General features: G+C 70.3%; 10 protein-coding genes. 2 read left to right on the top strand and 8 right to left on the bottom strand.

What is annotated here, in order from left to right:
• Positions 1-239: 239 nt before the first annotated feature.
• Positions 240-1,580: a 4-aminobutyrate--2-oxoglutarate transaminase gene (gabT, locus tag PSQ21_RS27255; RefSeq protein WP_274033844.1), complete on the top strand. Its 1,341-nt coding sequence runs from the start codon at positions 240-242 to the stop codon at positions 1,578-1,580.
• Between the two features lie 148 nt (positions 1,581-1,728).
• Complete coding sequence (locus tag PSQ21_RS27250) at positions 1,729-2,568, top strand: phosphatase PAP2 family protein (RefSeq protein ID WP_274033842.1); 840 nt, start codon at positions 1,729-1,731, stop codon at positions 2,566-2,568.
• Here PSQ21_RS27250 and PSQ21_RS27245 read toward each other — a convergent pair.
• The 8 genes from PSQ21_RS27245 to PSQ21_RS27210 form a co-directional block, all read right to left on the bottom strand.
• The gene (locus PSQ21_RS27245; protein ID WP_274033840.1) at positions 2,534-4,357 is read right to left on the bottom strand and encodes a chitinase; all 1,824 of its coding nucleotides are present in this window, start codon (positions 4,355-4,357) and stop codon (positions 2,534-2,536) included. The genes PSQ21_RS27250 and PSQ21_RS27245 overlap by 35 nt on opposite strands.
• 88 nt (positions 4,358-4,445) lie before the next feature.
• Positions 4,446-4,919 carry a hypothetical protein gene (locus PSQ21_RS27240; RefSeq protein ID WP_274033839.1) on the bottom strand — a complete coding sequence of 158 codons (474 nt, stop codon included), beginning with the start codon at positions 4,917-4,919 and terminating at the stop codon, positions 4,446-4,448.
• A gap of 148 nt (positions 4,920-5,067) precedes the next feature.
• On the bottom strand, positions 5,068-6,486 hold the full coding sequence (locus PSQ21_RS27235; protein ID WP_274033837.1) for an NAD(P)/FAD-dependent oxidoreductase: 1,419 nt from the start codon (positions 6,484-6,486) through the stop codon (positions 5,068-5,070).
• 23 nt (positions 6,487-6,509) lie between these two features.
• Positions 6,510-7,313 carry an ABC transporter permease gene (locus PSQ21_RS27230; RefSeq protein ID WP_274033834.1) on the bottom strand — a complete coding sequence of 268 codons (804 nt, stop codon included), beginning with the start codon at positions 7,311-7,313 and terminating at the stop codon, positions 6,510-6,512.
• Entirely contained in the window at positions 7,313-8,245 is a 933-nt protein-coding gene (locus tag PSQ21_RS27225) for an ABC transporter permease (protein WP_274033832.1), read from the bottom strand. The genes PSQ21_RS27230 and PSQ21_RS27225 overlap by 1 nt, the downstream gene beginning before the upstream one ends.
• A complete protein-coding gene (locus PSQ21_RS27220) occupies positions 8,242-9,393 on the bottom strand; it encodes an ABC transporter ATP-binding protein (RefSeq protein ID WP_274033830.1) in 1,152 nt (383 codons plus the stop codon). Before PSQ21_RS27220 ends, PSQ21_RS27225 begins: the two co-directional genes overlap by 4 nt.
• A 116-nt stretch (positions 9,394-9,509) precedes the next feature.
• Positions 9,510-10,757 carry an ABC transporter substrate-binding protein gene (locus PSQ21_RS27215; RefSeq protein ID WP_274033828.1) on the bottom strand — a complete coding sequence of 416 codons (1,248 nt, stop codon included), beginning with the start codon at positions 10,755-10,757 and terminating at the stop codon, positions 9,510-9,512.
• Positions 10,758-10,819: 62 nt separating this feature from the next.
• Positions 10,820-12,334 (bottom strand): gamma-aminobutyraldehyde dehydrogenase, encoded by a 1,515-nt coding sequence (locus PSQ21_RS27210; RefSeq protein ID WP_274033826.1) that lies wholly within the window; start codon positions 12,332-12,334, stop codon positions 10,820-10,822.
• Positions 12,335-12,348: the final 14 nt, after the last annotated feature.

The raw sequence follows: 12,348 nt of genomic DNA, 5'->3' as shown, positions 1-12,348 counted from the left end.
TCCGTCCGCTGCCCCGGTCAATCTAGTGCGCGCACACGGTGAGTTCAGCAACGCGCCCGGATGGTGACCGTCGGGGTGCCATGGACGCGGACCACGCCGACGTGGCGGGCAGGCCCCGCCACCTGTCCGCAGAGGACAAGGACACACCCCCACCACTCCCGATCGGAGCATGCCCGCGCCCCTCCCCGGCCCCTAGCCTGCGAGGAGAAGAGCGTCCGAAACACCCCCAGGAGCCCCTCATGACCGCAATTCCGCAGGAGCGCCGCGTCGTCACTGCCATCCCCGGCCCGAAGTCGGTGGAGCTGCAGGCCCGCCGCCTCGCCGCCGTCGCCGCAGGTGTGGGCTCCACCCTGCCGGTGTTCACCGCCCGGGCGGGCGGCGGGATCATCGAGGACGTGGACGGCAACCGGCTGATCGACTTCGGGTCCGGGATCGCCGTGACCTCCGTGGGCGCGTCCGCCGAGGCCGTCGTGCGGCGGGCGTCCGCGCAGCTCGCGGACTTCACCCACACCTGTTTCATGGTCACGCCGTACGAGGGGTACGTCGAGGTCTGCGAGCAGCTCGCCGCGCTGACGCCGGGCGACCACGCGAAGAAGTCCGCGCTGTTCAACTCGGGCGCCGAGGCCGTCGAGAACGCGGTGAAGATCGCCCGCGCCCACACCAAGCGCACCGCTGTCGTCGTCTTCGACCACGGCTACCACGGCCGCACCAACCTCACGATGGGCATGACGGCGAAGAACATGCCGTACAAGCAGGGCTTCGGCCCGTTCGCGCCCGAGGTCTACCGCGTCCCGGTCGCCTACGGCTACCGATGGCCGACCGGCGCCGAGAACGCCGGCGCCGAGGCGTCCGCGCAGGCCATCGACGAGATCACCAAGCAGATCGGCGCGGAGAACGTCGCCGCGATCATCATCGAGCCGGTGCTCGGCGAGGGCGGCTTCATCGAGCCGGCCAAGGGCTTCCTCCCGGCGATCGCGCGGTTCGCGAAGGACAACGGCATCGTGTTCGTCGCGGACGAGATCCAGTCCGGCTTCTGCCGTACCGGCCAGTGGTTCGCCTGCGAGGACGAGGGCATCGTCCCGGACCTGATCACCACCGCCAAGGGCATCGCCGGCGGTCTGCCGCTGTCCGCCGTGACGGGGCGCGCCGAGATCATGGACGCCGCGCACGCGGGTGGCCTGGGCGGTACGTACGGCGGTAACCCGGTGGCCTGCGCCGGTGCGCTCGGGGCCATCGAGACGATGCGCGAACTGGACCTGAACGGGAAGGCCAAGCGGATCGAGGAGGTCATGAAGGGCCGCCTCGCCGAGATGCGCGCGAAGCTGCCCAACGGCGACATCATCGGTGACATCCGGGGCCGCGGCGCGATGATCGCGATCGAGCTGGTGAAGTCCGGCACGAAGGACCCGAACCCGGAGGCGGCCGGCGCGCTCGCGAAGGCCTGTCACGCCGAGGGCGTCATGGTCCTGACCTGCGGTACGTACGGCAACGTCCTGCGCTTCCTGCCGCCGCTGGTGATCGGCGAGGAGCTGCTGAACGAGGGCCTCGACGTGATCGAGCAGGCGTTCGGCACGCTCTGATCCTTCGAACCCGGGAGCGGACAGGGGCGACCTTTCGCCGCTTCCGTCCGCCATCCGGGTGAGGGCCTGTGAAGAACGTGTGCGGGGGCGATGGCGGGAGGGAGGGGCGGCTGTCGGCCGCCGCTCCACTGCCGTACGGTTTCTGCAGATGAGAGAAACACCTCGGTCGCGGGAAACCGCGACCGGTGCCGGGCCGGGGCTTCCCCCGCGCCGTCCCGGGCGTGCGTTCGCGCACTCCGGAGCCTCCGGCTCCGGGACTCCTCACCGATCGGACGGCCGCCCGCCCCACACCCCCCGGGGCGCGCGGCGAACCGATCCCGCCGGCCATCCCGGAACAACCCCCCCTGTTCCCGGGTGGCCGGCCCCTCTCGTTCTCCGCCTCCTCGGCCTCGGTCCGCTCGCGGTCCTCTTCGCGCTGATCACCTGGCAGGTCGCCGTCGAGGGTCCGCTGCTGCGGCTCGACGAGCGCGTGGGCGGGGAACTGTTCGGCCTCGGCCCGGCTCCGCTGACGCAGGTGCTCTCGGATCTCGGCGGGATGCCGGTGGCGCTCCCGGTGCTGACCTGCGCGGCCGGGTACGCGCTGTGGCGCGGCGCCCGGCGGCTCGCCCTGTACGCGGCCCTCACCATGGCGGCGGTGCCCGCGCTGGTGATCCCGCTGAAGGCGGCCACCGCCCGGCAGGGGCCGCTGACCGAGGCGGTCAACTACTACCCGTCCGGTCATACGGCGACGGCCGCCGTGGCGTACGGGGCGTCGGCCCTGGTCCTGCTGGCGCTCCCCCGTCCGTCGTGGCTCCGGGACGCTTCCTGGCCGCGGGCGTGGATGATGCCCGTCGCCGCGATCCTGCTGACCACGGCGACGGGCATCGGTCTGGTGCTGCACGGCTACCACTGGCCGCTGGACGTGCTGGCCAGTTGGTGCCTGGGGCCGTTGGTGCTGGCGCCCCTGGGGTGGGTCAGTTGCCGAAGTAGGCGTCGAAGTTCCGGCTGAACTCCCAGTTGTTGAAGCGGTCCCAGTTGATCGACCAGGTCATCAGGCCGCGCAGGTCGGACCAGGTCCCGTGGGTCCGGTAGGAGCCGCAGTCGGTCTTCTTGGTCAGGCAGTTGAGCGCCTTGTTGACCTCGGCCGGCGAGGTGTGGCCGTTGCCCGCCTGGGTGGAGGCCGGGAGACCGATGGCGACCTGGTCGGGGCGCAGGCCGGGGAAGACCTTGCTGGTGTCGCCCGCCACCGGGAAGCCCGCGAGCAGCATGTCGGTCATCGCGATGTGGAAGTCCGCGCCGCCCATCGAGTGGTACTGGTTGTCCAGGCCCATGATCGGACCCGAGTTGTAGTCCTGGACGTGCAGCAGGGTCAGGTCGTCGCGCAGCGCGTGGATGACCGGCAGGTAGGAGCCGGCGCGCGGGTCCTGGCCGCCCCAGGGGCCGGAGCCGTAGAACTGGTAGCCGAGCTGCACGAAGAAGGTCTCGGGCGCCATGGTGAGGACGAAGTCCGGGCCGTACTTCGCCTTGAGGGACTTCACCGCGGAGATCAGGTTGACGATCACCGGTGAGGTGGGGCTGCGGAAGTCGGTGTCGCCGGTGTTGAGGGAGAGGGAGTGGCCCTCGAAGTCGATGTCCAGGCCGTCCAGGCCGTAGGTGTCGATGATCTTCGAGACGGAGGTGACGAAGGCGTCCCGGGCCGCGGTGGAGCTGAGCTGCACCTGTCCGTTCTGGCCGCCGATCGAGATCAGCACCTTCTTGCCCGCGGCCTGCTTGGCCTTGATCGCGGCCTTGAACTCCGCCTCGGACTCGACGTTCGGGCACTCGGCGACCGGGCAGAGCGCGAAGCGGATGTCGCCGGAGGTGACGGAGGTGGGCTCGCCGAAGGCGAGGTTGATGACGTCCCAGGAGTCGGGCAGGTCCGCCATCCGGGTGTAGCCGGAGCCGTTGGCGAAGCTGGTGTGCAGGTAGCCGACGAGGGCGCGGGGCGGGAGCTTGGTGTCGCCGCCCCCGCCGCCCGCCGTGGTGGTCGCGGTGATGGCGGCCGACTTCGCGGACTCGCCGGCCGCGTTGGCGGCGGTGACCTGGAAGCTGTACGCGGTGGACGGCGTCAGGCCCGTCACGGTGGCCGAGGGGCCGGTGGCCGTGGCGACCTTCGTACCGCCGCGGTAGACGTGGTAGCCGCTCGCGCCGGAGACGGCGTTCCAGGAGAGCGCGACCGAGGAGGAGGTGATCGCCGTGGTCTTGAGGCCCGCGGGGACGGCCGGGACCACGACGGGGTCGCCGCCGGGGCCGACGAGGGTGAGGTCGTCGGCGTAGTAGGCCGGGGTGCCGTACCAGCCGTGGGTGTAGACGCTCACGGAGGTGGTGGAGGGCCCGGTCCTGAAGGTGGTGGTGAGCTGCTTCCACGCACCGGGGGACTGGGTCCAGGTGGAGACGTCGGTGGTGCCGGTGCCGGACGCGCCGAGGTAGACGTAGCTGCCCTGCACCCAGGCGCTCAGCGTGTACGTGGAGTCGGGCTTGACCGTGATGCTCTGCGAGCACTTGGCGTGGTCGCTGCCGGCCGGGGTCGCCTTGAGCGCGGAGGTGCCGCTGCGGGTGGGCGTGGAGACGGCCGCGCCGCTGGAGGCCGCGCAGGTCCAGCCGTCCAGGCCCGCCTCGAAGCCGCCGTTGCGTGCCAGGTCCACATCGGCGGCGCCTGCCGCCGGCGCCGTGGCGACGAGGGCTCCGGCGGCGAGCAGGGCGGCCGAGCAGACGGCCAGGAGTCTGGAGAATCTGACGGTTGGTCCGGTGCGTTCCACAACAGCCTCCGCGCGGGGGGAAATTCGGGTTGGCGTGCGCACAACATGGTCCAGACCAATCAGGTTGTCAAGACCTCTGGCGGCCGCCTCAGCCCTCCGGACGTTCCCCGCGGGCGTCCCGGGCGGCCGCGCCCGCCGCCTCGTGCATCGCGCGTTCGAGGAGTCCGGCGTCCGTGAGGGTCCCCGAACCGTCCGGCGGGACCAGCCAGCGCACTCCCCCGGTGACCCGCCCCGGGTACGGGACGACCAGCCAGGTGCCCTGGCCGCAGCCCCTGATCCCGGTGCCGATCCAGCGGGAGACAGTGCCCGGCGGGACGAAGAAGCCCACGCGCGACTCCGCGGAGTCGGCGAGAACGGGGCCCGGACGGTCGACGAGGCGGGTGAGGACGTCGAGCGTCGGGTAGCCCAGTCCGCCCGGGAGGATCAGCACGTCCCAGCGCCTGCCGGCCGGGAGGAGCGCGATCCCCTGCGGATTGCGCTCCCACTCCCACCGGCAGGCGGCCGGGTCCGGTGCCGCCGATGTGAGCCACTCGACCGCGGCTTTCGTTTCCGAGCCAGTCATGACCAGCCTCCCGTTGACGTGAGCACCGGCGGGGTTCCGCCGGTGCGTTACACATGCGAGAGAGCGTTCGGCGCCGACTATGACGCGGATGGGGGCTACTGATCGGTAGTGAGGTGGGTCACAGCGCCGGGTCCCGGATCGGCGCGGGTCAGCTGTCGAAGCCGAGACCCAGTCGGTCCATCGTCCTCAGCCAGAGATTGCGGTGCCCGCCGTTGCTGTCGGCCCGGGCCAGGGACCGCTTGGTGATCTCGATCCCGGCCCAGGCGAAGGGCTCCGGCGGGAACGGCAGCGGCTTGGAGCGGACCATTTCCAGGCGGGTCCGTGCCGTCTCCTCCCCGGAGAGCAGATCGAGCATCACCTCGGCCCCGAAGCGGGTCGATCCGACTCCGAGACCGGTGTATCCGGAGGCGTAGGCGACCCGCCCCTGATGGGCCGTTCCGAAGAACGCGGTGAACCGGGAGCAGGTGTCGATCGCACCGCCCCAGGCGTGCGAGAAATTCAGTCCGGAAAGCTGCGGAAAACAGGTGAAGAACTGCTCCGCGAGTTTCAGGAACGTCTCCGGCCGCTGATCGAGATCGGCGCTGAGCCGGCCTCCGTACGGATAGATCGCGTCGTATCCGCCCCACAGGATCCGGTTGTCGGCGGAAAGCCGGAAGTAGTGGAACTGATTGGCGCTGTCGCCCAGTCCCTGGCGCCCCTTCCAGCCGATGGAGTCGAGCTGCTCCGGGGTGAGCGGTTCGGTCATCAGCGCGTAGTCGTAGACGGGCACGGTGTACGGGCGGATCCGTTTGACGAGCGACGGGAAGATGTTGGTGCCGAGGGCGACGCGGCGCGCGAAGATCCGACCGTACGGGGTGCGGACCGCCATTCCGGATCCGGAGCGGACCAGGTCCAGGCCCCGGGTGTGCTCGTGGATCCGTACGCCCAGCTCCAGGCAGACGCGCTTCAGGCCCCAGGCGAGCTTCGCCGGGTGCAGCATCGCGACGCCCCGCCGGTCCCAGAGCCCGCCGAGGAAGGTGGGCGAGTCGACCTCGGCGCGCAGGGCGTCACGGTCCAGGAAGTCCACGCCCGTGATGCCGAGGCCCACGATCTCCTCGTGCCATTCCCGCAGCTCCTGAAGCTGGTGGGGTTCGGTGGCGACGTCGATCTCGCCAGTGCGCTCGAACTCGCAGTCGATGCCGTACCGGGCCACCGCGGCCTCGATGGCGTCGAGGTTGCGCTCCCCCAGCTCCTCCAGCTTCGCGATCTCGTCGGGCCAGCGCTCCACGCCGTTGGCCAGGCCGTGGGTGAGGGAGGCGGCGCAGAAGCCGCCGTTGCGGCCCGAGGCGGCCCAGCCCACCTCGTGCCCCTCGATGAGGACGACGTCCCGGTCCGGGTCGCGCTCCTTGGCGATGAGCGCGGTCCACAGACCGCTGTAGCCGCCGCCGACGACCAGCAGGTCGGTGTGCGCGTCGCCGGTGAGGGCGGGCAGCGGATCGGGCTTCGCCGGGTCGTCCAGCCAGAACGCGACCGGCTTGGCGCCGGCGATCGATCGTGCGGCAGCAGTACGCATGGCAGCTGGGGCCATGGTTTCCAACTCCTTCAGGAATTTCAGGGTCGAGCGTTGTTCTTCCGTCGGGCGGCTATGACCTGGCCGACGAGAACCACCGATATCGCCATGATGAACATGGCGGTGCCGATGACGTTGATCTGCACGGGCGTGCCGCGCTGCGCCGATCCCCAGACGAACATGGGGAACGTGACGGTGGAGCCCGCGTTGAAATTCGTGATGATGAAATCGTCGAACGAAAGCGCGAAGGCGAGCAGCGCTCCCGCCGCGATTCCCGGGGCCGCGATGGGGAGGGTCACCCGCACGAAGGTCTGCACGGGGCCCGCGTAGAGGTCGCGGGCGGCTTCCTCCAGTCGCGGGTCCATCGACATGACGCGCGCCTTGACGGCCGTGACCACGAAGCTGAGGCAGAACATGATGTGGGCGATGAGCACGGTCCAGAAGCCGAGCTGTGCGCCCATGTTGAGGAACAGGGTGAGCAGGGACGCGGCCATGACGACCTCGGGCATCGCCATCGGCAGGAAGATCAGCGAGTTGATCGCGCCGCGCGCCCGGAAGCGGTAGCGGACCAGCGCGAACGCGATCATCGTGCCGAGCGCGGTCGCCCCGAGCGTCGCCCAGAAGGCGATCTGGAGCGAGAGGGAGAGCGAGCCGCACAGGTCGGCGACGCCGCACGGGTCCTTCCAGGCGTCCAGCGAGAACCGCTGCCAGGCGTAGTTGAAGCGCCCGTTGGGCTTGTTGAACGAGAACACCATCACGACGATGTTCGGAACGATCATGTACGCGAGGGTCAGCAGACCAGCGATGACGACCAGGTTCCGGCGTATCCAGCGCAGTACGGGCATCAGACCAGGTCCTCCGTACCGGAGCGGCGGATGTAGAAGGTGACCGCCAGCAGGACGATCGCCATGAGGATGAACGAGAGCGCGGCGGCCGTCGGATAGTCCAGGACCCGCAGGAACTGGCTCTGGATGACGCTGCCGACCATCTTGGTGTCCGTGGAGCCCAGCAGCTCGGCGTTGACGTAGTCGCCGCTGGCCGGGATGAACGTCAGCAGGGTGCCGGAGACGACGCCGGGCATGGAGAGCGGGAACGTCACCTTGCGGAAGGTGGTGGCGGGGGTGGCGTAGAGGTCGCCCGCCGCCTCGTGCAGCCGGCCGTCGATCCGCTCCAGCGAGGTGTAGAGCGGCAGGATCATGAACGGCAGGAAGTTGTAGGTCAGACCGCAGACGACGGCCATCGGGGTGGCGAGGACCCGGTTGGACTCGGTCCAGCCGAGCCAGCTGGTGACGTCCAGGACGTGCAGGGTGTTCAGCACGTCCACGACCGCGCCGCCGTCGGCGAGGATCGTCTTCCACGCCAGCGTACGGATGAGGAAGCTGGTGAAGAACGGGGCGATGACCAGGACGAGCACCAGGTTGCGCCAGCGGCCCGCCTTGAAGGCGATGAGGTAGGCGAGCGGGTAGCCCAGCAGCAGGCACAGGATCGTGGCGGTGCCCGCGTACAGCAGGGACCGGATGAACTGCGGGTAGTACTCGCGCAGCGCGTCCACGTACGTCTGGAAGTGCCAGGTGACCTCGAAGCCCTGCTCCAGCGAGCCGGTCTGTACGGAGGTGGAGGCCTGGTAGACGAGCGGCAGGGCGAAGAAGACGACCAGCCAGAGGATGCCGGGGAGCAGCAGCCAGTAGGGGACGAGCCGTTTGCGGGCGGAGGGCTTGCGGAGCACCGGCTCCCGGGGCTCGGCAGGGGGCGCGGGCGGCGCCTCGGTGAGGCTCACGCCGCGTCCTCCACGCTCTCCACGCCGGCGTCGATGTCCTGGGCGGCGTCGAGTCCGAAGGTGTGGGCGGGGTTCCAGTGCAGGATCACCTCGGCGCCGGGCAGGAGTCCCGTGCGCCTGTCGACGTTCTGCTCGTACACCTGGAGCGCCTTGCCCGCCGGGCTCTCGACCACGTACTGGGTGGAGACGCCGATGAAGCTGGAGTCGACGACGCGGCCGGTGACGCGGTTGCGGCCGGCGGCTATGGAGTCCGCGTCGTCCGCGTGGGCCAGGGATATCTTCTCGGGCCGGATGCCGAGGAGGAGCCGGCCGCCGGTGGTGGTGGGGGCGGAACACCGCTCGCGGGGCAGGGTGAGCTTGCCGCCGCCCGCGGCCACCACCAGGTCGCCGCCGGTGGAGACGACCTCGCCCTCGATGAGGTTGGACGTGCCGAGGAAGTTGGCGACGAAGGTGGTGCGCGGGTTCTCGTAGAGGTCGGCGGGCGCGCCGAGCTGCTCGACGCGGCCCCCGTTCATCACCGCGACGGTGTCGGCCATGGTCATGGCCTCCTCCTGGTCGTGGGTGACGTGCACGAAGGTGATGCCGACCTCGGTCTGGATCCGCTTCAGCTCCAGCTGCATCTGACGCCTGAGCTTGAGGTCGAGGGCGCCGAGCGGTTCGTCGAGCAGCAGGACCTGCGGGTGGTTGATGAGCGCGCGGGCGACGGCGACGCGCTGCTGCTGGCCACCGGAGAGCTGGTGCGGTTTGCGGCGGGCGAAGTCGCCGAGCTGGACGAGCTCCAGCATGGCGTCGACCTGCTTCTTCACCGACTTGATGCCGCGGCGGCGCAGCCCGAAGGCGACATTCTCGGTGATGTCCAGGTGCGGGAAGAGCGCGTAGCTCTGGAAGACGGTGTTGACGGGCCGCTTGTACGGGGGCAGGTCGGTGATGTCCTTCTCCCCGAGGAACACCGTGCCGGTGGTGGCCTCCTCCAGGCCCGCGATCATCCGCAGGGTGGTGGTCTTGCCGCAGCCGGACGCGCCGAGCAGGGCGAAGAAGGAGCCCTGGGGCACGGTCAGGTCGAGCGGCTGCACGGCGGTGAAGGAGCCGTAGGTCTTGCTGATCCCGGCGAGGCGGACATCGCCGCCCGCGGTCTGCTGCTGTGTCATGGGTCGCAGTCCCAGTGTGTTCGGGGGGAGTTCGGGGAAAGGGGTGACCGGTGTCCTCGGAGGTGCCGGGCCGGGCGGGTCGTCGCGAACGACGCGGCCGGCGGCGGGTCCGGTGGTCAGGCGCCGATGAGCTTGGCGAACTTCTCCTCGTACGCCGTCTCTTCCTTCGTGCTGAGGGAGCGGAAGGAGCGGGACTTCGCCGCCATCTCCCGGTCGGGGAGGATCAGCGTGTTGGAGGCCATCGACGCGTCGATCTTGGCGAGTTCGTCGCGTACGCCGTCGACCGGGCAGACGTAGTTGATGTACGCGGCGAGCTGGGCGGCGACCGGCGGCTCGTAGTAGTAGTCGATGAGCTTCTCGGCGTTGGTCTTGTGCCGGGCCTGCGCGGGGACCAGGAGGTTGTCGCTGGAGGTGATGTATCCGGCGGCCGGGATGGCGAACCTGATGTCCGGGTTGTCGGCCTGCAGCTGGATGATGTCCCCGGCCCAGCCGACGCAGGCGGCGATGTCGCCCTTGCTGAGGTCGGCCGTGTAGTCGTTGCCGGTGAAGCGGCGGATCTGCTTCCTGTCGACGGCCTTCTGGAGGCGGCCGATCGCACCGTCGAACTCGGCGTCGGTGAACTTCCCCGGGTCCTTGCCCTGGTCGAGGAGGGTCATGCCGATCGTGTCGCGCATCTCGGAGAGGAAGGAGACGCGGCCCTTGAGCTTCGGGTCGTCGAGCAGCTGGGTGACGGAGTCGACCTTGCGGCCGCCGGTCGCCTTCACGTTGTACGCGATGACGGTCGGGATGCCGGTCCAGGGATAGGAGTAGGCGCGGCCCGGGTCCCAGTCGGGGGTGCGGAACTGGGCGGAGACGTTCGCGAAGGCGTGCGGGAGGTTCGAGGGGTCGAGCTTCTGCGCCCAGCCGAGCCGGATGATGCGGGCGGCGAGCCAGTCGGTGACGCATATGAGGTCGCGTCCGGTGTTCTGGCCGGCCGCCAGCTGCGGTTTGATCTTCCCGAAGAACTCGACGTTGTCGTTGATGTCCTCGGTGTACTTGACCCTGATCCCGGTGCGCCGGGTGAAGGCCTCCAGGGTGGGGCGGCCCTTCTCGTCCTCGCTGACGTCCATGTACTCGGTCCAGTTGGAGAAGGTGACTTCCTTCTCCTTCGCCGAGTGGTCGTCGACGGCCGTACCCGCGTCGGCGCGCTTGGCGGGCGGGATGCCGCAGGCGCCGAGGGTGGCCATGCCGCCCAGCGCGAGCGCGCCCATGCCGGAGGCGCGCAGCAGGGAGCGGCGGGTGAGGGCGCCCCTGCCGCTGGTCAGGGAGCGCCTCATGGCCGCCAGTTGGGCGGACGAGAGGCGCTCGGACTCGTAACTCTCCATACGCGTTGCCCTTTCGGGTGGGAGGCCGCTGGGGCCCGTGGGCCCCGGTCGTGCGGCAGCTGTTATCGGTCCCCGAAGATCGTGCGGTGCCAGTCCTTGCGGGCGACCGCGGTGTTGTCGTACATGACGTGCTTGACCTGCGTGTACTCCTCGAAGGAGTACGCCGACATGTCCTTGCCGAAACCGCTGGCCTTGTATCCGCCGTGCGGCATCTCGGACAGGATCGGAATGTGGTCGTTCACCCACACACAGCCCGCCTGGATCTCGCGGGTGGCGCGGTTCGCGCGGTACAGGTCGCGGGTCCAGGCGGAGGCGGCCAGTCCGTACGGGGTGTCGTTGGCGAGGGCGATGCCCTCGTCGTCGGTGTCGAAGGGCAGCACCACGAGGACGGGGCCGAAGATCTCCGACTGGACGATCTCGCTGTCCTGGGCGGCGTCCGCGACGAGGGTGGGCCGGTAGTACGCGCCGTCGGCGAGGTCGCCGCCGGGGGCCTCGCCGCCGGTGACGACCCGGGCGTAGCCGCGGGCCCGCTCGACGAAGGCGGCGACGCGGTCGCGCTGGGCGTGGCTGATCAGCGGGCCGAGGTCGGTGGCGGCGTCGAAGGGGGCGCCGAGCCGGACGGTCTCCATGAGCGCGGCGACGTCCCGGACGAAGGCGTCGTAGAGGGGGCGCTGGACGTAGGCGCGGGTGGCGGCGGTGCAGTCCTGGCCGGTGTTGATGAGGGAGCCGGCGACCGCGCCGTGGACGGCGGCCTCCAGGTCGGCGTCGTCGAAGACCACGAAGGGGGCCTTGCCGCCGAGCTCCAGGTGGAGGCGCTTGACGGTGGCGGTGGCGATCTCGGCGACCCGCTTGCCGACGGCGGTGGAGCCGGTGAAGGAGGTCATCACGACGTCGGGGTGGCCGACGAGGTGCTCGCCGGCGTCCTTGCCCGCGCCGGTGACGATGTTGATGACGCCGTCGGGGATGCCCGCCTCGGTGGCGGCCTGCGCGAACATCAGCGAGGTGAGCGGGGTCAGCTCGGCGGGCTTGAGGACGATGGTGTTGCCCGCGGCGACGGCCGGGAGGATCTTCCAGGCGGCCATCTGGAGGGGGTAGTTCCAGGGGGCGATGGAGCCGACGACGCCGATCGCCTCGCGGCGTACGTAGGAGGTGTGGTCGCCGTCGTACTCGGCGGCGGCCTTGCCCTCCAGGTGGCGTGCCGCGCCCGCGAAGAAGGCGGCGTTGTCGACGGTGCCGGGGACGTCGAACTCGGTGGAGAGCTTGATCGGCTTGCCGCACTGGAGGGACTCGGCGTACGCGAAGTCGTCCGCCTGCTCGGCGAGGACGGCGGCGAAGCGGTGCAGGGCGTCGGAGCGTTCGCCGGGGGTGGCGCCGGACCAGCCGGGGAAGGCGGCGCGGGCGGCGGCGACGGCCGCGTCCACGTCGTCGGCGCCCGCCAGCTCGTAGCGGAACACGGTCTCTCCGGTCGCGGGGTTCACCACCTCGTGGTGGTGGCCGGACGTACCGGGGAGCAGCTTGCCGCCGATGTACTGCGCACCTTCCGCGAAGCGGTCCTGAACCTGGAAGCCGTTGCTCATGACGCTCTCCTCCG

Source organism: Streptomyces sp. MMBL 11-1 (genome assembly GCF_028622875.1).
Lineage (GTDB): Bacteria > Actinomycetota > Actinomycetes > Streptomycetales > Streptomycetaceae > Streptomyces.
This window is presented reverse-complemented; position numbering and strand designations above follow the sequence as displayed.